The organism is Mucilaginibacter sp. KACC 22773 (assembly GCF_028736215.1).
Classification (GTDB): domain Bacteria; phylum Bacteroidota; class Bacteroidia; order Sphingobacteriales; family Sphingobacteriaceae; genus Mucilaginibacter.
This window is the reverse complement of record NZ_CP117883.1, coordinates 4,493,965-4,520,764: the sequence shown is the minus strand read 5'-3', so window position 1 is coordinate 4,520,764 and position 26,800 is coordinate 4,493,965. Positions and strand designations below refer to the sequence as shown.

The window sequence follows — 26,800 nt, the reverse complement described above, 5'->3', positions numbered from 1 at the left end:
TGATTAATAACTATTTATAAATTAAACCCAGAGAAATATGAAGAAACAATAACTATAAACTCCAGAAAAGTGAAAAGGAAAAATAGCAGAGGCATTCGCTGTGCCCCTGCTTAATAGCCTGCTCACATCGTTTGCCGGCCGGCAAACGATAAAATTGCTTTGAACCAATATTTCACGTAAAACAGACATTCAAATGTATAAAAAGTTCAACGGATTTTTTTGTACCCGGAAGGGGTATATCCGCAAATTCCTGCTGATTATGAGACTTACCTCTATTATTTTGACGGTTACCATCTTACATGTTAGCGCATTGAGCATCGCTCAAAAAATTACCTACAAAAATAATTCCGCTTCGCTTGAACAAATCTTCAAAGAGATTAGGAAGCAAACTGGTTATAACGTTCTTGTTGCATCCAATAAAATTAAAAACATCCAGCCGCAGGCCGTGAATTTTATAAACACGCCACTTGCCGATGTTTTAGATAAGGTGCTGGATGGACAATCGCTGACTTACAGTATCGACGACAAAACCATATTGATCCGATACGAGCAAAAATTAAAAAAAGACGCGGCGGATGAAGCTCCGCCTATTACCGGAAAAGTAGTTGATTCAACCGGGATGCCTCTTCCCGGTGCTTCCGTCGGCCTGAAGGGAACAACCAATGGCACGCAAACCGATGTAAATGGTAACTTTAGCTTGAACGCGTCGGCAGGCGACATTTTAATAATAAGGTATGTTGGCTATGAAGGCAAGGAAATAAAAATAGGCACCAGTACAAATTTAGTTATCGAACTGAAAAAAAGCGCTGGTTCGTTAAATGAAGTAGTTGTTACTGCTTTGGGTATAAAACGCGAAGCAAGGTCATTAGGCTACGCAGCTCAGACAATATCAGGTGCCGATATGAATAAAGTTAACCCGCCAAATATAGCATCTGGCTTAATGGGCAAAATAGCAGGCCTGAATATTACCCAGCCAAACGGCGTGGAAGGTTCTTCAAACCGTATAGTTATCAGGGGTAATAACAATCTGGCCGGGAACAACCAGGCGCTGATAGTGGTTGATAATGTTATTATTGATAATGAACCTGTACAGCCAAAAGGGGGGGTACAGTCTTTCAATGATGCCTTATCACTTAGCAACGGCGGTACCGACGTTTCGCAACCGCCGGTAGATAACGGATCTTTTTTAAACAGCCTTAACCCTGACGACATCGAAAGCCTTGATGTGTTGAAGGGCCCAACTGCAGCGGCGTTATACGGTGCACGCGGCGCCAACGGCGTAATACTTATCGTAACTAAAAAAGGCAACAAAAAGAAAGGTTTTGGTGTTGATTATGGCTACACCTATCGCGCTAATGATCCTTATCGTTTTATAAAAACGCAAAGTGAATACGGTAACGGGATGACAGAAGACCTTTACTCGGCAAATCCTTTCTTTTATAAAGATGCCAATGGTAAAAACCGGCAGGAACAAATAGGAGGCGACCCATATGGTCCTTTGGGCAACATACCAGGGGCTTATGTTAGCCCGGGTGTTACCAGCGCTGCCGGCGGGCCGTTTTATAATTATATTGGTTTTCCCGGCGATGGTGCATCATGGGGGCCTAAAATGGAAGGACAGCCGCTTGTTTGGTGGGATGGTACAACCAGGCCTTATACCGGCAATTCAAATATTTTCAAAAGCTTTTACAGAACCGGTAATACGCAAACCCATAACATAGCCCTTTCGGGCGGTGGGGAACTTGGTACCCTGCGCGTTTCCTATACACGGTCAACCAATGAGGCTATTACCTACAATAGTAATAACGCCACCAACACATTTAATATAGGTTCATCAATAAACATCAGCCCCAAAGTTAAGGTTGACGCTACAGCCAGTTATATTAACCTGACCAAATTTAATCCACCAAATATATACGGTGAAAACGGAGGTGCGGGTAATATCGGCCTGGGTTATATGACTGTGTACAATTTACCTGCAGATTATAAGCCGATTGAAAGAGGGCTGACTACGCTGGCCGACGGATCACAAAACCCTATACTAAAGCAATCGCCGTTTGAGTATGGGCAGCAATATTACTGGTGGAATACATTTAATGATATTACCACGCTTACACAAAACCAGTTTGTAGGCTCCATATCATTAAATGCCGAAGTTACACCCTGGTTAAAGGCCGTGGGTAACGTTGGTTTGGATTATTACACCAACGAGTATGTAACTAAAAATTATCCTACAGATGCCGCAGGATTAATTGGCAGCTACGGATATGACCTGGCCAAAAATGCTACCAACAACCTCGATGGTCGTTTGATATTTCATAAAAACAGGTTACTTCCCGATTTTAATGCCAGTCTTTCGGTAGGTGCAAGGCACTACTACCGCAACATGTATGATATTGCCCAAAATAATCCCGGGCCATTTAACTACCCGTTTTTATTTAACCTGAGCAATTACGCAGGCAATTCATCAACGGCACTTAATGCGTCAGAAAACAGGTATGAGCAGCAAATAAATACTGTTTATGGCTTGCTTAATCTTTCTTACAAAAATTGCCTGTTCCTGGATCTGGCAGGAACAAATGACTGGTCGTCTACCTTGCGCCCAACAAACTGGAGTTATTTTTACCCTTCGGCAAGTTTAAGCTTTGTGTTTACCGATGCGTTTGATATGAGTTCGGTAAAAAGCTGGCTCACTTATGGCAAAATACGTGTAAGCGAGGCCAAAAGTGCAAATGCCTATTTGCCTTATCAAAACGGATTTACCTACCGCCCAACCTCAAGCACGCCAGGTTTCACAACCGGGTTGAATTTGCCAAGCTCGTACCCAACCAACATACAGCCGCAACGTTCACGTTCTTTTGAAATTGGGCCCGACCTGGGTTTTTTCAATGACAGGCTGGATGTAAATTTTACTTACTATAACACCTACTCAGACAACCAGGAAATAACAATTCCTGTAGCTGGTTCATCGGGTGTTCCAAACGTTTTAATAAACTCCGGCGCATTACGCAACAGGGGGTTTGAATTAACCGTGAATGCAAAGGTGATTAAATCAAGCGATTTTTCATGGAATGTAACGCTGAACGCGGCACATAACCAAAACAAGGTTATCGCGCTTGAGCCAGGGCTTAACTCATTGCAGTTAGGGTCATGGTTTGGCAGCAACGGGGTTTTGATGAAAGTTGATGTAGGCCAAAATTATGGCAGCATTTACGGGTACGATTACAAATATGCGCCAAATGGCCAAAAAATTGTTAACCTGATATACGCTGATGGCACAAACACCGGAAACGGCCCCGTACTTGGCTCTCAATACGCCACATCAGACAATTTGGTTAAAATAGGCGATGCTACGCCAAAACTGACTGGCGGTATTTCGCAGAGTTTCCGTTACAAAAACTTCAGCTTATATGTTCTGACAGACTTTAAGGTGGGCGGACAGATCTGGTCTGGCGATTACGCTACCCTTATGGGGCAGGGTATGGCCCCTGAAACCGTTTACGAAAGGGACGGACACGGCTTAGCTTATACTTATCCCGACGGAACAAAGGCCAACGTTGGTGTAATTTTACCTGGCGTGGTACAGGGCTCAACAGCGGGTACCTATACACCAAACACCAATGTTGTAAATGCCTGGTGGAAATACGCGGGTAATTATCAATCATGGGATAATGATCCGATAGTACGCACCAACTCTATATTCAATGATTCATGGGGTAAGCTACGTGAGGTGTCAATCACTTATAACCTGCCGAAAGAATTTGTACAAAAAACAAAGTTGCTCCAAACCCTGTCCGTATCATTAATCGGCCGCGACCTTTTTTACCTGTTCAATACATTGCCCGACAGGATAAACCCTGAAAGTGTTGTAGGTACCGGAAACGTTCAGGGTATTCAGTTTGGTGGCTTACCTGGCGTACGCTCCTACGGTTTTTCGGTAAAAGCGGGATTTTAATAGGATTGTTAAAAATTAAGAACGAAACTTATGATTAAGTATCATGATATAAAACAATGGGCAATGGTAGTAACTACTTCATTGTTCATTACTGCAGTTCTTGCGTCATGTACCAAGAATTTTCAAAAGGAAAACGCGCCTTATAGCGGCCCGGCATCGGCCACCTTGCAACAGCTTTACACAGGTATCGGCGCTAACCTGGATCGTGCGGCTAACATAGGCAACTGGGCCGAAGCAAGATGGCTATACCCCGTAACCCAACTGGGCGCTGTATATGCCGTATCTGATTTCGGTTTTGTAGAAGGGCAAAACTGGAGCTTGTTTTACTCCAATTTACCGGCTATGGATCAAATGCTTACCACCATGGCCAGCAGTCCCGATTCGGCAACATACACTAATGCTATAGGTATGGTAAAAGTATTGCGGGCTTACGAGGCGCTTGAAGTATCCAACCTATATGGCGATATGCCATATTCTAAAGCAGGAAAGGCATTTTCGGGCTCTACTGCCGATCTTAAAGTGCCGTATGATAAACAGCAGGCTGTATATTTATCCTGCCTGGCCGATCTTACCTGGGCTGCAAACCACTTTACTACCAGCAGTACCCAGTTTTCGTTTGGTTCGGAATTTCTTTTAAACAACGATATCGGCCAATGGAAAGCGTTTGCCAATTCGCTGCGTTTGCGCTACGCGCTTACCATGTATGATAAAGACAATACAGATGCGGCGCCAATAATAGCCGATGCCATAACCAAGCTATCCAGCAACCCGCTTACCGATGTTGTTGGCTTTAAACAAGCCAATATTCCGGGCATATCCTTTGATATAGACGGAGCTGGAAGGGGTTTCTTCTTCCACCAGGAAAGCCGCGCAAGAATGGGCAGCACCCTATGGAACTTATTCAGCAGCAATAACAATACCGACGGCAGCGGAATATTTGACTTAAGGTGTAAAATATTTTTTGAAGTTAACGGGGCGGGTAACTGGGTACCTTATCCGCAAAACCCGGCCACCCCTATAACAGATGGCGGCGACCCTTATAACACCGAAAGAGATGCTGATAATAAAGGTTGGGCAGCTCATAAAGATGGCAATTTGTATTCCGATTATAATTATTACTGGGGAAGGGACGGAATTGCTACCGGCTCGACAGGTGCATGTCCCGAAATTTTCATTACACCGGCCGAGGTACACTTTTTAAAAGCAGAAGTTTATGCACGTGGCGTTGCGGGTGTAGCGCAAAGCACATCGTCGGCACAAAGTGAATATAATGCAGGCGTTACCGCATCACTTACCTTCTGGAATAGTGTAGCGTACAATTCATCCGTTTGGGTTGTAAACAAACCTACTTCAGAAACACCATCTACTGCAACTATCAACGCTATATTGGCCAACCCCAAAGTTGCCTTTAACTCCTCAAATGCACTTAGCCAGATCTATGCGCAGGAATGGGTTGATATGTTTCGCCAGCCCTGGTTAGCGTGGACCCTGCTAAGAAGAACCGGCGGCGCAACACCAATGGATACCAATAACCCGGCGGGCTATAAACAAAATTATGGCAGCTTACAACGTTACCAGTATCCGGCCGATGAAGCGCAACTGAACACGGCCAACTGGAAAGCAGCAACCGGTGGCAGTGATCTGACCAGCACTAAAATCTGGATTACCAAATAAGAAAATGCAAAACGGCATTACACCGAATAACACCAATGTGATGCAGCACTTGACATAAGTACATGTATGAGCCGTCCTGTTACCAGGGCGGCTTTTTTAGTTTGAAGTAGCTGTAATTTCGCCAACTACCAATGTCCAAATCGGCCCGCCATAATGTCTAATTTGCACCCTTTTAATTGCCGGAAACAACATAAGTTTGTATAAAATATATAAGATAAGGTATGACTCATTACCAAACCTTTTACCAGCTGCATCATCAGCCGGTTCCGTTTTTATTAGGTAACGCCTGGAATGCCAAAAGCGCGCGGCTGATACAAGTTGCCGGTTTTGAGGCGATAGGTACTTCAAGTGGCGCAATTGCCGAATCAATGGGCTATGCCGATGGCGAGCAGATTCCTTTTAATGAATTGCTCTACATTGTTCAAAGGATCAAAGCCTCAACAGATCTTCCACTGTCGGTCGATTTTGAGAGAGGGTATAGTAATGATCTGGTGGTTATCAATGAACAAATTCAGCAGCTGCTGGATATTGGGGTTGTTGGCATTAATCTGGAGGACGCCCAGGGCCAGGATGTTTATTTGCGTAAACTGGATAGCATCAAAAACTACCTTGCCAAAACCAACCAGCAGCTTTTTATAAATGCCCGCACTGATGTTTACCTGCAAAAACTGGCCTCGCCGCTCGAAACCGTTATCCTTAGGGCAGGGCTTTACCGCGATGCCGGCGCAGATGGCCTTTTTGTTACCGGCATAGGCGATGCCGCAGTTATTAAACAAATCAGCATGGCGGTTTCCCTCCCTGTTAATGTTGTTGGTAACCCAAATTTGGCTACTGTTGAGGCATTGCAAATTGCCGGTGTAAAAAGGATCAGTATGGCAGTTTTTCCTTATAGGGCGGCTTATGGGCACCTGGAGCAGCTAATTAAACAAGTAAATACTTCGCAATCACTCATGCCCTTGTATTAGGGTAAAAAATTATAAATTTTATACTTCAATCCATGAAACGTATCATCATCCTCGCCTTGCTAAGCTTTACAGCATACCAATGCAGCGCGCAACAACAAACAAGCAACATGATAACCCCACAAGAAAGAGAAAAAGCTACGCAATTGCTCACCCAAACCGAATCTGGCGTTTTTGATGCCGTTAAAGGTTTGAGCGCGGCCCAGTTAAACTTTAAGCCCGCTGCTGATAAATGGAGCGTGGCCGACTGTATTAAACATATTGCCGCCGCCGAAAAAGAACTCTGGGCCATGGCCGAACCTACCTTAGCGCAACCGGCTAACCCCGAAAAACGGGCCGGTATTAAATTTACCGACGACGACCTCATAAAGGCCGTGGAAGATCGCACACATAAATCCAAAACCTTCGCCGCGCTTGAGCCGGCAAATTCGCCCTACAAAACCGTTACCGAAGCGCTCGCCGCATTCAGATCTAATCGCGAAAAGCTGATAGACCTCATAAAAAACACCAAAACAGACCTGCGCAACCACGTGTTGGTATTGCCTGTTGGCACTTACGATAGTTACCAGTTTATCCTGCTGATAGCAGCCCACAGTAATCGCCATACCCAACAAATAAACGAGGTAAAGGGGGATGTTGGGTTCCCCAAATAACGGGCAGGCGCTTTAAAAGTTCACATAGGAGTAAGTTTTAGGAGCCCATATCCTGGTTATACAGGGTATGGGCTTTTTTTGTTGATATCGTTAGAGGGCGTTTGACGCTTTGGCTTTCCAAAAAATATGCTGAAGGACGAACGGCAATCCCGTTTGAATAAACCCGTTAGTCTGCAGAAAAAGACATAGTAATCCGAAGTCGGACCTCGAACAGCGGGTAAAATAACAGCTTTGGCCGGTGCTCCGATACCAACAACCAGAAGCTAAAATGGCTTAACGGCCATTGGAAAAATCGGCGGGAATACTATCTTTAGTTTTGTAAACAGAAATGTTTTTTCGATATGAAAGATAAAGTAAGCCTGGTAAATAAAGTGCCCGTAAAGTGTGGCCCATCATGTTATACTCACCGCATACAGCCCGATTTGGGCAACGGCGGATTTATAAGCCAGGTAAAAAGTTTTTTTGCAAAACTTTTTGATACTGCCGATTGGCCCGCAAGATGGCATTGCGGCAACTGGTCTGATTTTCATGGATGGTTATATATATTGTCAGACATGGCTATCTGGGCAGCATACTTCGCAATCCCCTTCCTGCTTTTCCGGATTATCAGTAAACGGAAGGATATTCCTTTCCCTAAAATACTTTGGCTTTTTATTGGTTTTATCCTGTTGTGCGGCACTACCCATTTATTAGATGCTATTATATTTTGGTGGCCGGCTTACCGTCTTAGTGCCCTGGTCAGGTTATTCACTGCAATTATATCTGTGTTTACGGTTTTCGCATTATACAGATTGCTTCCGATGATTTACCGCTTAAGAACACTCGACGAATTGGAGGCTGAAATTGAGGAACGGAAAAGGGCAGAAGAACAAAGCCGTCACCAGCAGGTACTGACGAAGGCCGCAGAAGATTTGATGGCAAAAAAAGACGAATTTATGAGTATAGCAAGCCACGAGTTAAAAACACCCATAACTACCGTAAAAGCATCTTTGCAGGTGCTCGAGCGAATTTTGGCCCAAAATGATGAGCTGGCTGTTATTGCGCCTTTTGTACACCGTTCATCCAAACAAATTAACAAGCTCACCAGTTTAATTGATGAATTGCTTGATGTAACCCGTATACAGGCCGGACAGTTGCAATTACACAAAGAAGACTTCAATATTATGAAAATGGCTGCCGAATGTGTTGAGCAATGCCAATCGGTGGATGGAATGCACCAGGTTACTATACAGGGAGATGAAAACCTAACGGTATTTGCAGATTACAACCGGATTGACCAGGTGCTATGCAATTTCCTGACAAATGCTTTTAAATACTCGCCAGAGCATACTTTAGTAGAAGTAAATATCAGCTCCGTTGATAATGGAAAGATCAAACTAAGTGTGGCCGACCGGGGAATTGGAATTCCGGACGATAAAAAAGATAATATTTTCGACAGATTTTTCAGGGTTGAAAATACATCCCAAAAATACTCAGGCATTGGTTTGGGCTTATATATTTCTTCCCAAATTATAGCAGCGCATGGCGGGCAAATTGGTGTAACGGATAATGGGGTAAATGGAACTATATTTTGGTTTATTATTTAACAGGGTTATACTTATACACCGTATTTGCGCAAAGCGAAGAGGCCGGGGCTGGCGCATTCATGTCGGACCTGGTCTGGTTTACCGGGTTATATCACTTCTAAATTGTCCTGGTATCGATTGTTTTAGGCACCCTGTAGGCTGGTGACTACGGGCATAGTAATTCGAAGTCAGAGAATCGAACAGCGTGGGCCTGGCCTGCCTGGGCGGTTTTTTTGCTGATTTGCGACAACCAGGTATCCCAATCCTATATAAAGGATAACCACCATCCGCTGTGTGTTTGCTTATATCGGCCATAGTGACGGCAGGGGTAATACATCAGCGCAATAACGGTTATCCAGCACAGGTACACCCCCCAAAGCGGAATACCGAAACCCGGCGCGGCCCATACCGGTGTAGGCTTCTGAAAGTCAAACGGAATACCGGCCATTATAACGCCCGCTACATTGATTATGCGCAGCAACACCAAATGTGCGATAAAATAAAAGTAAGGCACATTGCCATATACAGTACAAAACCGGGTAACGCGGTTGCTTGTGCCCTCGGTAACCGACAACAATAGCAATACCGGCCCAAGCGTCATCAACATAAACAGGAGCGAGGGCGTTTGCTTTCTCACGTTCAGGAACGAAAGCAAGGTATGCGCCGTATTCCGCTGAACGGCCCAGGGCGCAGGGTCGCCGTAATGGTTGATGAGCCGCAAGGTAACAAACAGCACAATCAAGGCGCAGCCCGAAAGCTTTAATATTTTCTGCCGCTTTGCCGCATTATAGCCCTTTTTGTACAGATGGCCAAAAACGTAGCCTAACAATAAAGCCCCCGTCCACGGAATGGCGGCATAAATAGCGAAAATAAACCGGTTGGCGCCGATAGGGATAAATGCCCCTACGCCATTCAATAATAGCGTAGTAAGGTTGCCAGGCGTGCCGCTTTTAGGCAAATCAACGTTGTCAAGTAAATTATGGCTGGCAATAATCAGTATTGCAACCACGGCTATAATTGTTTTAGGTGCCCGAATCAGTAAGGCCAAAATAATCATGCCAAAGCCAATGGCCCACAAAACCTCCAGCACCGGGAAATGGTAATGCACATCAAAGCTAAAGATGAGGCTGATAATTACCAGGTCGGATAATATGAGCCAGGCACCTCGTTTTAGTAAAAAAGTGGTCATTTGGCCGGTTGTTCGGCGTTGCGCGGCAAGGCATGCCGATACGCCGCTCAAAAAAACAAAGGTGGGTGCGCAAAAATGTGTTATCCAGCGCGTAAAAAACAGTATCACCGTGGTGCGCTGTACATCAAGCGGGGGCGGCCCGGCCAGGTGCAAAAAATCGCGGGCATGGTCAAGCGTCATGATAATCATGATTAATCCGCGCACGATGTCTACCGACTGGATACGTTGTTTCATTAAAATAAAGATAGTACAAAACGTTAGCTTTTCTCAATAAGGTATCTTCCTTATCCCGATTTTTAAACAAGCATTGTATGAACGCTTTTTGCTACTTGATTATGGTAGCGGGAGTAGGCACCTTAGTGTGGAGGCTACGGGCATAATAATTCGAAGACAGAGAACTCTACGGACAACGAGGTTAGCCGCTGTCAGAAACGCTTAGTTGACAGGGCCGGCCTTAGGTGGCTTTTTGGGCATTATACTAATTGTTATCACCACCATGTCATTGCGAGGGACGAAGCAATCTCTGGGTTATGTATGGCGTATACTTAGCACGCGGACCACAAAGGTGGACCTGCGGTAGAGAGGGGAACTCTATGAACAACAGGGTTATTTTATTTTTGGTGAAGCCTGAGCATACGGAATAATAGTAATATTTTTGATCTAAATTATACTAAATGACCACTTTAAAATTAGCCTTTTCAGTTCTTATTATATTTTTTTTTAACTGCAAAAAAAATCAGCAATTAACAAAAGAAACCACTCAAAAAGATAGCGTAATTGTTCCGGTTAAGCAATGGCTCAATTTGAATTATGCCGATGATGGCAAAGAGTATCATAACCTCGACATCCATTTGCCTAACGCAGCAAAACCCACCTATAAGGCAATTATTGTAATATACGGTAGCGCATGGTATGGCAATAATTTGAAACAAGCTGCGTTTGATGCCCTTGGAAAACCATTGCTTGACAGCGGTTTTGCGGTTATAGCCATTAACCACAGGTCAAGTGGCGATGCTCCTTACCCAGCCCAAATCAATGATGTGAAAGCTGCGGTACGATATATAAGGGCAAATGCTGGTAAATATCAAATTGATGCTTCATTTATTGGCATTACAGGCTATTCATCAGGTGGACATCTTGCCTCGCTCGCCGGAACATCAAATTCTGTTAAAGAATTTACAGTGGGGAAAGTGAAGGTTGACATAGAAGGAGACGTAGGAAATTATACCGCAGCCAGCAGTTCTGTGAATGCGGTAGTTGATTGGTTTGGCCCTATTGACATGGCTCTGATGGATGAGTGTAAGAAACCTAAAGGAGCAGACTCTCCCGAAGGTGCGCTTATTAGAGGCAATCCGGTCGATAATCTTGATATGATAGCCCTGCTCAACCCCATCACCTTTCTGGACAAAGCGGATCCTCATTTTATGGTAATTCATGGCGATGCTGATAATGTTGTACCCTATTGCCAAAGTGAGCTTTTTGCCAAAGCATTGAAAGAACAGGGAATATTAACTGAGTTTATTTCTGTTCCTAAAGGTCAGCACGGACCGATTACATTCAATGAAAATACTTTTAATAAAATGACAGATTTCTTTTTAAAAGAAGCCAAAAAAAAATAGTACAGCACTTTAATTGTCTCTTTGCCCTTAGTGGCCTCCCATACCAATTGAATAGCCCCGTTTAGTTTCTGGTCGGTGTTATCAGGCTGAATAAAAAAGCGCAGGATGTGTGGGATTCCTTCCTTGAAGAAGGGGGAGGTAGGGGCTAAATCAGGGTGGTTCGGTTAGGGCCGGTCTGGGCATCCTGTAGTCTGGAGACTACGGCGGTAGTTCGAGGTTAGCGACTTCAGCGGGGGAGGATGTTATCCTAAAAGCTGTTATCCTGAGTGGTAAAATTTGTGAAATTCCGAAGGAAGAACGATAACCAGGAGGAAGACTTAAGTTTTAAAAACTAAGTCTACTTCCTGGTTATCTGCGACGTAATGGTGCTATCTGTTATCTTATCATCATCGGCAAGCAGGAAAGCTTTGGATAAGATTACCGAAAGGCCCGCATCGCCTTCAAACGGAATAAACAAGCCTTCGGTGGGACTTTTTTGACCCCTGTCTGGCACAATACATAAATATTGGTCGTTGGGTTCCATCAGGATGTTGGTACTGCCAATGTGTATTTTATAAGTCCGCAGTTTGCCTTTTACTACCAAAAATTTGTCCTGTATTTGTGCAACCTTGCTTATTTTTAAGCGGGGAACCAGGCCAGCCAGTATTTCTTTGCGATTTTTGGCCAGCTCAGACAGATCGCCAAATGAGTATGCCGCCCAATAGTTGTTTAAAGCAGGCACCCCGCCCGAATCCTGCCAGGTAGGGTCGTTGCCAACGCTTGCCACGCCAACAAACAGGTCGACATCACGGAGCGCTTCAGAAAGCGCCAATACAGGAACATCTATCAGGTCAACAACGTTGTCGCTATCTGCTCGCACAAACCTTACCTGATCTGTTGTTACGTAGTTCCATATGCCGGTATCGTTGAAAGCGTCTTCGGCGTTTACCTCGCTTATCCAATATTGCACTTTAAGGCCATGTTCCGGCAAAAGTAGTTCGGCCATGCCGTTTTCTATGCCGTTATCGTAGGCCCCAAGCAATGAATATTTCCAGCCCCTGGTTTTGGCCAGCATATTAAACTGATGCTGCTTTAACACGTGCGCAGCCATCCTGTTACTGTATATGCGAGTATTTATTTCGGCTTCGGTAAGTAAATAAACCTCGCGGAACGCCTGTTTTAAAGGCTGCTGAATTTGATGTTGTGTTAAAAACTGCCGCCATTGTTGTACCTCGGCCAGTGGCACCAATGCCGGGTGCCATAGGGATACCTCGCCATTCTCGTCAGGTGTAATCTCCTCGCTGTTGTTATTAAGCCACTTACCGTTTATCCATATTACCGATGCCGGTTTGCCAGCCTGCGTAACATTCCAGATGACTTGCCTGGCAAGGGAACACATCAGTCCATGATGTAAATAAAACTCGTTAAAAGCACTGAAACTTAATTTACGATCAATGCGAAACATTCGGTCAATACGATCGCGCTGGGCACTGGTTGTTTGGTCGGTTTGCTTTTGGATACCTTTTATTTTTGTTAGCCTGGCGGCCTGTTTGTCTTTTATAGCCGTTGGTACTGCTTTCTGCTGCACACCGTCGGCTTTGTACCAGTTTAGCTCAGATTTGCCAACGCCTGTAATTTTAAGTATGCAGGTAAAGTTTTCAAACTGAAACTCCCGTGTGCCGTTTACAAAGCCAAGGTCGTCAACAGCCATATCCTCAATCTCGTGGGTAGATACACCTTGCTCCTGGGCAGCTTGCTGCATGTATTTTTCAATAATCTGTTGGGTATTAGTTTGTTTGATGCGAAGCTTGAGGCGCGATAGGTGGCCTATGCCATCCAACCCTTTTGATTTATAAAGCGCATAAAGGCAGGCGTTGCCTATACCGGCCGCTGCGGGCCCTATACCCGGCATTTTTTTATAACATCTTTCGGCAAGTTTGGCCAGATTATTAAGGGTGGAGTTATCATGAAAATGTGCGCACATCCACGCAAAACCCTTAATGGCTTCCATGTTAATGGCGCTTAAAAATGTTGATGTGGAGTAAGTGTAGCTACCGCTTGTATACACTTTGGTCTCTTCCTTTAAATTAATAACAAACAGGAACCAGCCATTAACAACGGTTTTAAATTTATCGGCACCTAATTGTTTAAACAGCTCCTTACTTTCCAACAAGTATTTATTGGATGGCTTAGATCCTGTAGCTTTTGAAGCTTTGGTAATTAATTGATACCAAAGTTGCTTGTCAGCATCTGGCAATGCCTGGATAACCTGGTTGGCATAGGCAGAAAACGGATCATCACCTAAAAATAGTGTCGGTTTCACCGTCTCGGGCGATGCTGTTGATCCAAATATCAGCTGGTCTATTTTCTCTATCAACTTTAGCCTGTCTTTTTCCCAATAAACCTGGTCTATTTGCTGTATTTTTAATTTAAACCCGTTTAGCAATGCTATCATTTGTTCGGATACGCCCGATTTGCTGTATTGCCGGGTAAGCTGATTAATGAGGGCTATTACCGGCCATTGGTAAAACACGCTGTGGTTCCAGGTTTTGTTTTGGGCAAACACCTGTAAAATCCTTTCCATGTCATGGTCGTCAATGGCAAGCTTGGTTTTAAACAGCTGTGCTGTATAAGCCAGTCTTACTTCTTTGTTATGCCCGGCTTTGTCGTTTGATGAATAGTTGGCGTTTTTTTTGTTGTATTCGCTGTTTTCATTTAGGCAGTAAATAATAAATTCAATTTTCTTTTTATCCGGCCAATTAGCAACTTCCTGTGTGTAAACTGATAAGGTGTTTATTTTTAAGCCATAAAAATAACTGCTTTTACGGGCGTGTTCTACGCGCGAATTGTGAACTATTTGGTCAAACTCACTTAGTTTGTGGGCCGTCGGGGTATTTTGCGCCGGCGCGGTTTTAAATAACGCGTCTTTAATTTTATCAAAAATGCTCATAATCAGCCACCTACCAATGGCGTTAATTTAATAAAACTGATGGTGGTATCTTTTCGCAAGGCAATTTGCTGATCAAGGCTTTCTGATTGGATATTATCTATTAGTACAAAAAAACCGTTGTTTTGAAATGCATTTAAAGCAACATACACCTGCTTCTCGGCATCAATTACTTTTTTGGGTTTCAGCTTAAAGCCGTTAAGCGTTTTCTCCACATCCGATGGTTCAATCAAACCATTAAAATATTCGGGCAGTTTGTTGTTATAATTTTCTACCTCTTTAATTACCCTGCCGGTTATAATGTCCTGCACGCTAACCGTTTCGGTTTTAAATTCTATCTCCAGTTCATGCAATATTTTGCCGGCAAAAGTCTCGTCTTTGATGGTAATAATCATGCTTTGCTTGTATGGTAATTACTATAATTATAATAAGGTAACAGATAAGCGTAAAGTTATAAAAGGTATTGATAGCTGCCTCAACTACTTACCAATTATTTTTGCCGGTGTAAATAAACCCAGGTAGTGCAGTTGGTCAATTACTTTCTCCAATGATTGTCCGAGGGACTCTGTGGGACTGTGTGAGTGAATTGTCCATCCAAAGCTGACGCACGCGCACCGCGTATGCCTCGCATGCAAATGACGATTTTGTTGGAAATCCAAATGCACACCTCTCCAATCCCCCCCGTTAGCGATTGAAACGGATACCGGCCTGCGCCTAATGCCCTGTGCGCGTATGAGTGTAAAGCGCGGGCCGCAGGCAACGGCGGGAAAAGAGTCAATATGTAAGAATCAAGAATTAAGACGCATTCGATATTTTAAATGCTTCGTCCCTCAGTATCAACGGAAGGAGTGGTGCTTTACCGGCTCTTAAACTTATAGAAAATGTATATTCAGTTTCGTAAGCGGCTGAATTCTTTTAAAATCCTTATAGTTACAGGTGTATAGGTCTGTGCAATGTTTTTCGGCTATGGCGGTGTGCAGGCAGTCATTAAAATCTTTAAAACCTATCGATGACGCCAACTCCATGGCCCTTTTAAATTCATCAAGGCCATATTGAACAGGGGACGACGAAATCAATTGGTTTAATTTTGTTGTAATAAATGAGGTTGGCTGATCAAGTTTAGCAAGTACAAATCCAAGTTCCTGAATGCTGAGGCAGGATATGAGAAGAGTTTGAGTTGTAACCATATCCTCTATCATATCATTTACCTTCAAATGTAAATTTGAATTTTGGTTGATAAGTAAATGGGGTCAATACATCTGTGTCGATATAATTCATCCTACTCGCCCCCAACCGGGTTGTGTGAATCATCAATTAATGCCCTGATGTCCACATCCGGAGAAATTACAGGAGCAGCCTTACGGTTGTCGTTTATCATTTGCAGTAAATTGCTATTTACAGGGCTATCCGATTTTTTTTGAGGACTGTCTACAGATTTTACAGTGATCTCGACTTCCTGCCCGGCAAACATTGTTTTCAGGGATTTCAGAAATGCCATGCTGATCTCTTGCGCCTTTAGTCTGTAAGTTGTTTGCATTGTTGCTGATATTACTGTTCAATCAAAAATACAGAATAATTGTGGAAATGTAAACCCTGGTACCAGTCGCCCTGTTACACCGAAGCAGGCGCATGACAAATTCAGTTTACACAAACATTGTTCTTGAATGCTGGCTACGACTCACCCCGGCTACGCTGCGCTGGCCGACCCTCCGGCTTACGCCGCAAAGAGGGTGAACCCCATTTTGTTTTTCCTTTTTCGCCCCTCTATGCGACGCAGTCGGAGGGGCAGACGGGCGGAGCCTCGTTGGGGTGAGTCGTCGCCGATATGCGATGAAAGTTATTCTCTCTTCAGAATTTTCCGAAATTTACAGCTTAGCATGACATACCCAATTTTCCTGTCATCCTGAGTAACCTTTATTTGCGCACAAATGATCGCATTGCAAATGACACTTTTTTTTGCAATTGATAATCAGTAAGTTATAAATGTGTCAATGGCAGGTACGATGGATCTATCAGCTGTGCATGACCGTTAGAAAAGTTCGCGAATAGATCCTTCACTCCGTTCAGGATGACAGTCGTTTATTTTTGAATGTTTTTCCCGTTCAGCGTTTAGCGAAATTTTACACTCCGCATGACAGGGTAGGGTCAAGGCCTTATTGCCCCGCCTTTTTCAAACTATCTGCCTTGGCCTTTTTGGCTTTGTCCTTAAAAAAACCTTTCAGGAAAAAGTTGTGCTGGGCGGCTTCCAGGTCGTCGTTTAGTTTGACGGAGCTTTGTTGCAGGTTGTCGAGGGTGGTTTGTACTTTAACGGCGGCTTTGGGGTCGTTTAGCAGTACGCCGAGGGCATTGTCGGTACGGTTGAGTTTGTCGCTGGCTTTGTTCAGGTTGTTGGTGAGGGTGCTGGCGTTGCTGGCGGCTTGTTGCAGCTGGTTTACGGCCAGGCGGATGTGGTTAAAGGTGGCCGTATCGGTCAGCATTTTATCTGCTAAACCACCTTTGGTGTTTAGCTTATTGCTAAACGCATTTAGCGAGGCCGCCATTACCGCGGCGTTTTGGGTGGCCGTTTGCAGGTTTTTCATGGCGGCGCGCAGTTGCAGGGCCATGGTATTATCGGCCATTAGCGCGCCAATGGTGCCTTTTCCCTGTAAAATCTGGTGGCTAAGGGTTTTAAAGTCGCCGGTTATGGCCAGCAGGTTTTGATTGTTATCCTGCAGGGTTTTCATGATATCATCTGTCGAGAGCAGCTTTTCGGCCTGTAGTACGTCGCCGTCCTGTACTTCGGGGGCCTGCGGGCTGCCGCCGTCAATCACGATGATTTTGTTGCCTATCAATCCGTCGCTGCTTATTTTGGCCTGGGCGTTGCGGTGGATGTATTGCTGAGTTGCCTGGTCCACACTCATGGACACCCGCACCTGCGATGGTCCTTCAAAGCGCACGGAGCTGATGGTGCCTACCTTTACGCCCGAAAACCAAACGTTGTTGCCTTTTTTAAGCCCGGCCACATCGCCGAAAACCGAACTGAGGTGAATGTTTTTTACAAACGCTTTTTGCTGGCCGCCAAGCGTAAAGATGCCAAGGATAAACAATATGAGGCCGAGGCCCAGGAACAGGCCTACGGTGATTGCTTTTTTATTTTCTGATGCGTCCATGATAATCGTATAATGTCTTTTTTGTTATTGGATAAAGTTATAGTCGTAAAACGGTTTAACACGGCTATCGTTGGTATCAAATACCTCGTCGAAACTGCCGGTGCGCTGAAACTTGCCATCCAGTAGCATGGCAATGCGGTCGCCGGTTTGTTTGGCGCAGGTTAAATCATGTGTTATAATGATAGACGAGGTGTTGAAGCGTTGCTGTACCTCGTTAATCAGGTCGTTAATCTCGATGCAGGTAATAGGGTCGAGGCCGGCGGTTGGCTCATCATACAGCATAATTTCGGGGTTCAGGATCAGCGTACGGGCAATGCCGATACGCTTGCGCTGCCCGCCCGAAAGCTCGGATGGCATCTGGTTAATAGTTTGCGACAGGCCAACGGCATCAAGCACGGTTTCAACCGCAGTATTAATTTCATTACGGGTAATACCCCTACGGTTGCGAACCAGCGGGAACTCGAGGTTTTTGCGTACCGTCATGCTATCATACAAAGCACTGTTCTGAAACGAGAAGCCGATGCGGATGCGCAGCTCCTGCAGTTCCTTTTCGCTTATTTCGGCGTAGTTATGGCCTAATACGTTAATCTCGCCTTTATCGGGCGTTAACAGGCCGGATATGATTTTTATTAATACAGATTTGCCGGTACCCGAGCGGCCCAATACCACCAGGTTTTCGCCCTGGTATAGGTCAAGGTCGATACCGCGGAGAACGTGATAGTCTTCAAAGGCTTTTTCAAGCCCCCGGATAGTGATAACCGGGTTGTTATGGTCGGCCTTTACAATTTTCTTTTCCATGCTAAATCGATTAACGGAACCAGCTGGTTATCTGTACAATAATTACTTCTTCAATAAACACCAAAAACATGGCGGTAACCACCGCGCCGTTGGCGGCTTTGCCCACGCCTTCGGTACCCTTGCTGCTGTTATAGCCCTGGTAGCAACCCACAATGCCTATGGTAAACCCAAATACGATGGATTTGATAAGCGAAGCCACGAAATCGGTATACGTTAAGGGATCAAAAAACTCCTGTATAAAGGTTGTCCAGGTGGTGCCCTCGTTTTGGGCCACGTTTAAATAACCGCCAAACATGGCAATAAAGCCGGTGTAGGTAGATAGGATGGGGATGGTAAGCGTAGTAGCCAGTACCCTGGTACACACCAGGTATTTGAATGGCTTGGTTCCCGATACCTCCATAGCATCTATCTGTTCGGTTACCCGCATAGAGCCCAGTTCGGCCCCAATGCCCGAACCTACCTTGCCCGATGCGATAAGCGCCGTAACCAATGGTGCCAGCGCCCGCATAATGGCTATAGATACCAGCGATGGCAGCCACGATGTAGCCCCAAACTGCGAAAGCGACGGCCGCGATTGTTTGGTAAATATAAGGCCCACAATAAAGCCGGTAACGGTAATGAGGGTAAAGGAGCGCACACCAACTTCATAACACTGGCGCATAACCTCTTTAAACTCAAAAGGGGGCATAAATGCCTCCCTGAAGAAGCGCAGGATAAACTGGTTTATGCGGTACAGGCTTATCAGGAAGTCGGTAATGCTTTGCTTAAACTTGTTTACCCTTTTGCGTATAGTAGGTTTGGTGCTTTGTGCGGTATCCATTAATTATGTAATGTTTTGATCCATCTTTGTTTATACCGTGTTCTACAACAAATATCCGGTAATTGTTTTGATAGTTGTGCGTATTGAGTATTGAGTTCTGAGTCTTGGGTTTTAAGTCCGAAGTCTTGAGTCAAAAGTTCTAAGTCCTGAACAATTGTCAAAACACTGCAGGTTTCGGGCCCGAGACTTTGGCATTAAGACCTTGGATTTAACGCTTCGGACTCAAGACTCAGAACTCAAGACTTAAAACTCGGTGCTAAACAAGCTGACCCAAAGGGTTAAAAGTTAAAAATCAATCCGGTTGCAAACCTAAAAGTTAAAATTTATATCAATGTAACAGGCAGTTAAAAAAAGGGTTATTTTTTTGTAATTTTTTGGATGTTTTTAGGTGTCAATGGGGAGGTTTTTGGTGCTTAGCCGGACTTTATTGACGTTATTTGACGGTGTTTGAGGGGTGTTTTGGGGTGGGGCGACGACTTAATTTAATATTTTAGTGGGAGTGATATCCGTGCACTTGTTATTCAAAACTTTATAAAAATGTAAAATATTTGATATGCTGATGTTAAATATGTATCATTGATCGCCTTTTTAAAATCTGTTCAGAATTATGATTACCAATAATGTAATGCGCGAGATTACGCCGCTAACCCCAAGCGATTGTTTTACCATTTTTTCGAGGGTTAAAAAGAAGTTTGATTTTCCGCTGCATTACCATGATGAGTATGAGTTAAACCTGATTATCAATGCCAAGGGCGCCAAGCGCGTTGTAGGCGGCCATATCGAGATGATTGACGAGCTGGAGCTGGCGCTAATAGGCCCCAACCTGTACCATGCCTGGTTTACCCACCAATGCCAAAGCGAGGAGATTACCGAGGTAACCATCCAGTTTCATAAGGATTTGTTTGATGAAAAACTACTGAAACGCAACCAGTTAAGTTTTGTAAAAAGTATGCTGGAGCGGTCGCAGCGGGGCATTGTATTTTCGCCCGATACCATTATGGCTTTACGTGACCGCATCCAGGGCCTTGATAAAAAAAGCGGGTTTGATTCGGTGCTGGAGCTGATGTCGATACTGCATGATCTGTCTATCTCGCGCAATATGAAGATGTTATCAGATCCCAGCTTTGCCAACGATAAGTTTTATTACAACAGCCGCCGTATTGAAAAGGTGTTTGAGCACATGAACATAAACTACAACAAGCAGGTAACCCTTGCCGAGGTGGCCAAAATAGCCAATATGCCCGAGGCATCGTTCAGCAGGTTTATCAAAAAACGCACCGGTAAAACCTTCATTGACAGCCTGAACGAGATTCGGCTGGGCCACGCCTCCCGCATGCTGATAGACTCGACAGCCACCGTGGCCGAGATTGCCTATAAATGCGGATTCAACAATATCTCCAACTTTAACCGCATTTTTAAACGCAAAAAGCTGTGCATTCCCAAGGAATTCCGGGAAACTTATACGGGGAACAGGGTGTTTATTTAATTTGAGGATTTTAAAATTTGAAAATGCGGTATTTCCGGGTGGCGGATGCACTATTAATGAATAATGCTTTCGATGTAAAATTAAGCCGCTTTTGTTGTAGGTTATTGCCGTTTTATCAAGGTACACAGTAACGCACCTGTCAACCGTTAAAGATACTCCCAAGCACCTTGCCAAGCACCCGGAAGTTACCAAAACAACACCCCGCGCACGTCGAAAGTACCCCCGAAAACGAATGGTTATTGTAAGCCAAAAAAAGCGATAGTTCTTAACCTTTGTTATATAGAATATCGATAAGTAAAAGAATAGGTTAAAAAAGTATTACAAAAATGACTTTTATAAACCCACTTTTGAGTGCACCAATTATGATCAGGATTTACAGAATTTGAGAATTAACAGAATTTGTAAAAAATTACCGAACGCAAGGTATTCTGAAAATCCGTAAATTCTGAAAATTCTGATTCCGACAAAAAAATGAAGCTACACTTAGCCGATATTATTATCATCGTTCTGTACCTGCTGAGTACCATTTTTATTGGTTTGTGGTACCGTAAAAAAGCCCGCGAAAACAAGGAAAGCTACATGCTTGGCGGCAAATCGCTGCCCTGGTATAAGCTGGGTTTAAGCGATGCCTCTGATATGTTCGATATCAGCGGCACTATGTGGATGGTAAGCCTGTGCTTTGTGTACGGCATGAAAAGCATCTGGATACCCTGGCTGTGGCCCGTATTTAACCAGGTGTTCTTGATGATGTACCTGTCGCGCTGGCTGCGCCGCTCCAACGCTGCAACCGGCGCCGAGTGGCTGGCTACCCGCTTTGGTAAAACGGGTACCTGGGTGGCCGCCTCACAAATGGTAGTTATCGCTTTTGCGTTGTTAAGCTGTTTTGGTTTCCTGGCTTATGGGTTTATCGGGCTGGGTAAATTCATCGAGATATTTATCCCCTGGGACCTGGTGAAAAGCTATGTGCCGTTTAACGTTGGCCCGCAATATGTGCCACATGTTTATGGTATTATATTCACGTTGTTTGCCATGTTTTATTCCATTTTAGGCGGGATGCACAGCATAGTTTTGGGCGACATGGTTAAGTACGGCGTGATGACGGTTGCCTGTATCTGGATAGGGTTCATCGCTGCCCATAAACTGGCAGGCCATAGCCTTCATGTGCCCGATGGTTGGTTTAGTCCGTTTTTTGGCACCCACTTGAACATGAACTGGTCGGGCATTATTACCGAGGTAAACAAAAAGATAAAAGACGACGGCTACTCGCTGTTCGGGTTGTTTTTTATGATGATGACCTTCAAGGGCTTTTTCGCAGCATTGGCGGGGCCTGCACCCAATTATGATATGCAGAAGATCCTGTCAACCCGCTCGCCCGAGGACGCCAGTAAAATGAGTGGCTTTGTTAATATTGTTTTGCTGCCCATCAGGTATTCGCTCATTGTAAGCCTCACCATTTTAGGTTTAATCTACTATCACCAAATGAACCTGAAGGATGCTACCGGCGATATCGATTTTGAACGGATATTACCGGCAGTTATCAATAATTTTTTACCCGTTGGCCTGGTAGGCTTATTGCTGGCCGGTTTATTAGGCGCTTTTATGAGCACCTTTAGCGGCACCATGAACGCGGCCCAGGCTTACATTGTTAATGATATTTACCTCAAATACGTTAACCCGGTTGCCTCCAACAAAAATATCATCACCATGAATTACCTGGTGGGCATCATTGTGGTAGCTATCGGGGTTTTCCTGGGCTTTTTTGCGCACAATGTTAACACCGTACTGCAATGGATCGTCTCGGCATTATATGGCGGCTATGTAGCATCAAATGTGTTAAAGTGGCATTGGTGGCGCTTTAATGCCGGCGGGTTTTTCTGGGGGATGCTTTCAGGCATTTTGTCGGCAATGGTTTTCTCGTTGTATGTTTCCAATAACGAGTTATTGTATTGGTTCCCGGTATTGTTCCTTATCTCGCTGGCTGGTTCGGTTATAGGATCGCTTGCAACCGAGCCTACAGATATAGCGGTACTGAAAGCCTTCTACAGCAATGTACGGCCCTGGGGCTTTTGGGGACCGGTAAAAAAGCTGGTCATGGCCGATGATGAAAGTTTTACGCCCAACAAAAACTTTAAGCTCAACATGTTCAACGTAGTTATAGGTACAATCACCCAGCTATGCCTTACCATATTGCCTATGTACCTTATCCTCAACCAAAAGTTGCCTTTGGCGGTTACCATAGGCTTGCTGGCAATTACGATGCTGATCCTGAAAAAAACATGGTGGAATAAACTAAAAGAATATTGATAATTGATTACCCTATGACCCCTGAATTTAAACAAAGGCTGGCCCAGCTACACCAGGAGCAGCAACAACTCATAAACAAGCCAAACCAGGTAGCCGGTATCGGCAATGGTATTTTTAACCGCTATAAAAACCCGGTGCTTACCGCCGCGCATACTCCCATCAACTGGCGGTATGATTTGAATCCCGACACCAATCCGTACCTGATGGAACGCTTTGGTATTAACGCTGCTTTTAATGCCGGAGCTATTAAATTCAATAGTAAATACCTGATGGTAGTTAGGGTAGAGGGGGCAGACCGCAAATCGTTTTTCGCCGTAGCCGAAAGCCCTGATGGTATCAGCAATTTTACTTTTTGGGATTACCCCATCAACCTGCCGCAAACCCGGGAGCCGGATACCAATGTGTATGATATGCGCCTTACCCTGCACCAGGATGGATACATATACGGCTTGTTTTGTACCGAAAGACGCGACCCGGCAGCGCCTGCCTATGATCAGTCCATGGCCGTAGCGGCCTGTGGTATAGCCCGTACTAAGGATATGGTGAAATGGGAGCGCCTGCCCGATTTGAAAACCAACTCGCCTCAGCAACGTAATGTGGTACTGCACCCCGAGTTTGTGGATGGCAAATATGCCCTGTATACCCGCCCGCAAGATGGTTTTATCAGCGCGGGTACCGGCGGCGGCATTGGCTTTGGCTTAGCCGAAACAATGGAAAATGCCGTGATAGACCAGGAAACCATCATCGATAATAAAAACTACCATACCGTTTACGAAGCTAAAAACGGACAAGGCCCCACACCCATTAAGACCGATAAAGGCTGGCTGCACCTGGCACATGGCGTACGCAACACGGCCGCCGGCTTGCGTTATGTACTGTACATGTTTATGACCGATTTGCATGACCTGACCAAAGTTTTGCACAAACCCGGAGGTTATTTTTTGGCACCCGAGGGCGAGGAACGCATTGGCGATGTATCAAACGTGGTTTTTTGCAACGGTTGGATTGCCGATGAAGATGGTTCGGTGTATATTTACTATGCATCCTCAGATACCCGCATGCATGTGGCAACTACTACAGTTAATAAATTGATTGACTACGTGGTGAATACACCAGCAGATGGCTTTAAGTCGTCAACTTCGGTAGATGCAATTTATAGGATTATTGATAGGAATAAAGAGCCTCACCCTGCCCTCTCCAAAGGAGAGGGTTCTTGATTAGGCTAAATAAAAAAGCGGTGGTAAGTGCGAATCCCCTCTTGAGAGGGGCGGAGGGGGGTGTTTATTCAGGATACATAGTAGATACCCCCCTCTAATAAGGCATTATCCGATTGTTCCCTTTCGGATGAAAATTAATTACTAAAAAGGCATGACGTATAACACACCCCTACAGCCGCACCATTCATCGCGCCCCCTCTCAAGAGGGGAACTTGAAAATATGCTTGGGACAGTAAGTGTCGAGCTTGCCACCCAACTCCACAACATCATCGCCTACTGGCAAAATTATACACCCGACGAAACGCACGGCGGCTTTTTGGGTCAAATAGATAACGACAATAACGCTACGCCAGAAGCGCCCAAAGGGTCCGTATTAAACGCAAGGATATTGTGGAGCTTTTCGGCGGCTTATAACCTGCAACCCGATGATGCAGCATTGCAAATGGCGCACCGGGCTTATGAGTATATCTGCCGGTATTTTATTGACCCTGAATTTGGCGGGGTATACTGGTCGGTTGATTATAAAGGCGAAAAACTGGATACCAAAAAACAGGTTTATGCCAGTGCCTTTACCATTTACGCGTTGAGTGAATATTATGTGGCCTCGGGCTTAAAGGAAGCCAGGGATCGGGCCATCAGCCTATATCGTTTATTGGTTGATAAAAGCTATGATGCTGATAGAACGGGCTACATGGAGGCCTTTACCCGCGACTGGCAGCCCATTGGCGACCTGCGACTGAGCGCTAAGGATGCCAACGAAAAAAAAACCATGAACACCCATTTGCATGTACTGGAAGCTTACACCAACCTATACCGCATCTGGCCTGATAAGAAGCTGAGGATTCAAATACAAACCTTAATAGGCAATTTTTTCGATCATTTTATCGATCCGAAAACCAATCATCTAATATTGTTTTTTGATGAAGATTGGAACCGCAAATCAGACATCATATCGTACGGGCATGATATTGAGGCCACCTGGCTTTTGCTGGAAGCTGCCGAAGTAATAGATGATATTGTATGGGAAGAAGATATTGAAGAAATGTGCATACAGGTAGCCGACGCTACCATTGAAGGTTTGGACACAGACGGCGGCTTATGGTATGAATATGAACCAACCGAAGGCCACCTGGTTAAAGAAAAACACTGGTGGGTGCAGGCCGAGGCAATGGTAGGTTTTTTTAACGCATGGCAAATAAGCCGGGATCAAAGATACCTCGATATCGTTGTAAAAAGCTGGGCTTTTGTAAAGGATAAGATCCTCGATCATCAAAATGGCGAATGGTTTTGGGGGATAAAAGCCGACGGCGGTATAATGCCCGGCGAAGATAAAGTTGGCCTGTGGAAATGCCCCTACCACAACAGCCGGGCTTGTATAGAGCTTATTAAACGAATTAACCATAGTGCCATCATATGACAATATATAAACAATTAACGGCTGTTGTCCCCGGTATTGGCAACCTTGTTATAACGACGAATTAAGAAATTACAGGATTATATGCTGCTTACGCTTTAACCTTAAAAGGGTTCTTTATAACAAAACAATGCTTTATATTTGGCTATGCCTTATTATAAACCGCCTGTCGCCGGGAAATATATTGACCCTTTAGTTGACTTTGCCTTTAAGAAAATATTTGGAAGCGAACCTAATAAAGATTTGCTGATCGCTTTTTTAAATGAAGTGTTCAGGGGGCGCAAGCATATTGTTGACTTAGTTTATAACAAAAATGAACACCCCGGTGATTTAAGGGACGAAGGGGCAGCTATATTCGATTTGCTCTGTACAGGAGATAAAGGCGAGCGTTTTATAATAGAAGTACAACGGGGCAGGCAAGGCTACTTTAAAGAAAGAGCCCTGTTTTATACCAGCCGGCTCATAAGCGACCTGGCACCCAAAGGTAAACGTAGCGAATGGGCTTACAATCTTACAGAAGTGTACCTGGTTGCCTTACTGGAGGATTTTACGTTGGCAGCAAGCCCTTCACATGAATACCTGCATGATATTTGCCTGTGTAACAGGCATACGGGTGAAATATTTTACGATAAATTAGGCTACACTTATATTGAATTGATTAATTTTGTAAAGACGGAGGCCGAACTGGAAACCGACCTTGACAGATGGCTGTATGTTTTAAAGCATCTTAGCCAAATGAATAAGATCCCGGCTTACCTGCGTAAATCCATATTTGAAAAATTATTCAGTATTGCAGAATATACTAATCTGACAAAGGAGGAAAAAGAGATGTACGATAGCAGCTTAAAATACAAATGGGATAATAAGAATGTGCGGGACTATGCTGTGAAAGAAGGCATAGCACAAGGTATAGCACAAGGTATAGCGCAAGGTATGGAAAAAGGCATAGCACAAGGTAAACATGAAGAAGCTATCACCATTGCCCGGGAACTCAAAAAAATTGGAATACGTTTGGAAGATATTGCTAAAGGCACCGGCTTATCTATTGAAGAAATAGAAAAGCTTTAAC

19 protein-coding genes are annotated in these 26,800 nt (G+C 44.5%); 11 read left to right on the top strand and 8 right to left on the bottom strand.

Annotated elements, in window-relative coordinates; translation table 11 throughout:
* Positions 1-193: 193 nt before the first annotated feature.
* The 5 genes from PQ469_RS18325 (at position 194) to PQ469_RS18305 (ending at position 8,830) form a co-directional block, all read left to right on the top strand.
* The gene (locus PQ469_RS18325; RefSeq protein WP_274208983.1) at positions 194-3,955 is read left to right on the top strand and encodes a SusC/RagA family TonB-linked outer membrane protein; all 3,762 of its coding nucleotides are present in this window, start codon (positions 194-196) and stop codon (positions 3,953-3,955) included.
* Between the two features lie 30 nt (positions 3,956-3,985).
* On the top strand, positions 3,986-5,629 hold the full coding sequence (locus PQ469_RS18320) for a SusD/RagB family nutrient-binding outer membrane lipoprotein (RefSeq protein WP_274208982.1): 1,644 nt from the start codon (positions 3,986-3,988) through the stop codon (positions 5,627-5,629).
* A gap of 221 nt (positions 5,630-5,850) precedes the next feature.
* Complete coding sequence (locus tag PQ469_RS18315) at positions 5,851-6,594, top strand: isocitrate lyase/PEP mutase family protein (RefSeq protein WP_274208981.1); 744 nt, start codon at positions 5,851-5,853, stop codon at positions 6,592-6,594.
* Between the two features lie 32 nt (positions 6,595-6,626).
* On the top strand, positions 6,627-7,244 hold the full coding sequence (locus tag PQ469_RS18310; RefSeq protein ID WP_274208980.1) for a DinB family protein: 618 nt from the start codon (positions 6,627-6,629) through the stop codon (positions 7,242-7,244).
* Between the two features lie 341 nt (positions 7,245-7,585).
* Positions 7,586-8,830, top strand: coding sequence for a sensor histidine kinase (locus PQ469_RS18305; protein ID WP_274208979.1), 1,245 nt, complete (start codon positions 7,586-7,588; stop codon positions 8,828-8,830).
* 244 nt (positions 8,831-9,074) lie between these two features.
* Here PQ469_RS18305 and PQ469_RS18300 read toward each other — a convergent pair whose 3' ends face one another.
* Positions 9,075-10,232, bottom strand: coding sequence for an acetyltransferase domain-containing protein (locus PQ469_RS18300; protein WP_274208978.1), 1,158 nt, complete (start codon positions 10,230-10,232; stop codon positions 9,075-9,077).
* A gap of 440 nt (positions 10,233-10,672) precedes the next feature.
* Between PQ469_RS18300 and PQ469_RS18295 the strand changes: the two genes are divergently transcribed.
* Positions 10,673-11,617 carry an alpha/beta hydrolase gene (locus tag PQ469_RS18295; protein WP_274208977.1) on the top strand — a complete coding sequence of 315 codons (945 nt, stop codon included), beginning with the start codon at positions 10,673-10,675 and terminating at the stop codon, positions 11,615-11,617.
* A gap of 337 nt (positions 11,618-11,954) precedes the next feature.
* Here PQ469_RS18295 and PQ469_RS18290 read toward each other — a convergent pair whose 3' ends face one another.
* The 7 genes from PQ469_RS18290 to PQ469_RS18260 all read right to left on the bottom strand — a co-directional run bounded on the left by PQ469_RS18290 (position 11,955) and on the right by PQ469_RS18260 (position 19,310).
* Complete coding sequence (locus PQ469_RS18290; RefSeq protein ID WP_274208976.1) at positions 11,955-14,546, bottom strand: DUF4132 domain-containing protein; 2,592 nt, start codon at positions 14,544-14,546, stop codon at positions 11,955-11,957.
* A 2-nt stretch (positions 14,547-14,548) separates the two neighbouring features.
* Positions 14,549-14,938: a hypothetical protein gene (locus PQ469_RS18285; protein WP_274208975.1), complete on the bottom strand. Its 390-nt coding sequence runs from the start codon at positions 14,936-14,938 to the stop codon at positions 14,549-14,551.
* A 477-nt stretch (positions 14,939-15,415) separates the two neighbouring features.
* Positions 15,416-15,757, bottom strand: a complete 342-nt coding sequence (locus PQ469_RS18280; RefSeq protein WP_274208974.1) for a PIN domain-containing protein — start codon at positions 15,755-15,757, stop codon at positions 15,416-15,418.
* A 65-nt stretch (positions 15,758-15,822) separates the two neighbouring features.
* Positions 15,823-16,080 (bottom strand): hypothetical protein, encoded by a 258-nt coding sequence (locus PQ469_RS18275; protein ID WP_274208973.1) that lies wholly within the window; start codon positions 16,078-16,080, stop codon positions 15,823-15,825.
* A 616-nt stretch (positions 16,081-16,696) separates the two neighbouring features.
* Positions 16,697-17,692 carry an MlaD family protein gene (locus PQ469_RS18270; protein ID WP_274208972.1) on the bottom strand — a complete coding sequence of 332 codons (996 nt, stop codon included), beginning with the start codon at positions 17,690-17,692 and terminating at the stop codon, positions 16,697-16,699.
* Positions 17,693-17,716: 24 nt separating this feature from the next.
* A complete protein-coding gene (locus PQ469_RS18265) occupies positions 17,717-18,490 on the bottom strand; it encodes an ABC transporter ATP-binding protein (protein ID WP_274208971.1) in 774 nt (257 codons plus the stop codon).
* Positions 18,491-18,500: 10 nt separating this feature from the next.
* Positions 18,501-19,310, bottom strand: coding sequence for an MlaE family ABC transporter permease (locus PQ469_RS18260; protein WP_090645494.1), 810 nt, complete (start codon positions 19,308-19,310; stop codon positions 18,501-18,503).
* A gap of 607 nt (positions 19,311-19,917) precedes the next feature.
* On the opposite strand from PQ469_RS18260, the gene PQ469_RS18255 reads away from it, so the two are divergent.
* The 5 genes from PQ469_RS18255 to PQ469_RS18235 all read left to right on the top strand — a co-directional run bounded on the left by PQ469_RS18255 (position 19,918) and on the right by PQ469_RS18235 (position 26,799).
* On the top strand, positions 19,918-20,796 hold the full coding sequence (locus tag PQ469_RS18255) for an AraC family transcriptional regulator (RefSeq protein ID WP_274208969.1): 879 nt from the start codon (positions 19,918-19,920) through the stop codon (positions 20,794-20,796).
* A 471-nt stretch (positions 20,797-21,267) separates the two neighbouring features.
* Positions 21,268-23,100 (top strand): sodium:solute symporter family protein, encoded by a 1,833-nt coding sequence (locus PQ469_RS18250; RefSeq protein ID WP_274208968.1) that lies wholly within the window; start codon positions 21,268-21,270, stop codon positions 23,098-23,100.
* 14 nt (positions 23,101-23,114) lie between these two features.
* The gene (locus PQ469_RS18245; protein WP_274208967.1) at positions 23,115-24,317 is read left to right on the top strand and encodes a glycoside hydrolase family 130 protein; all 1,203 of its coding nucleotides are present in this window, start codon (positions 23,115-23,117) and stop codon (positions 24,315-24,317) included.
* 220 nt (positions 24,318-24,537) lie between these two features.
* The gene (locus PQ469_RS18240; RefSeq protein ID WP_274208966.1) at positions 24,538-25,734 is read left to right on the top strand and encodes an AGE family epimerase/isomerase; all 1,197 of its coding nucleotides are present in this window, start codon (positions 24,538-24,540) and stop codon (positions 25,732-25,734) included.
* A gap of 144 nt (positions 25,735-25,878) precedes the next feature.
* A complete protein-coding gene (locus PQ469_RS18235) occupies positions 25,879-26,799 on the top strand; it encodes an Rpn family recombination-promoting nuclease/putative transposase (RefSeq protein ID WP_274208965.1) in 921 nt (306 codons plus the stop codon).
* The last annotated feature ends 1 nt before the right edge of the window (position 26,800 follow it).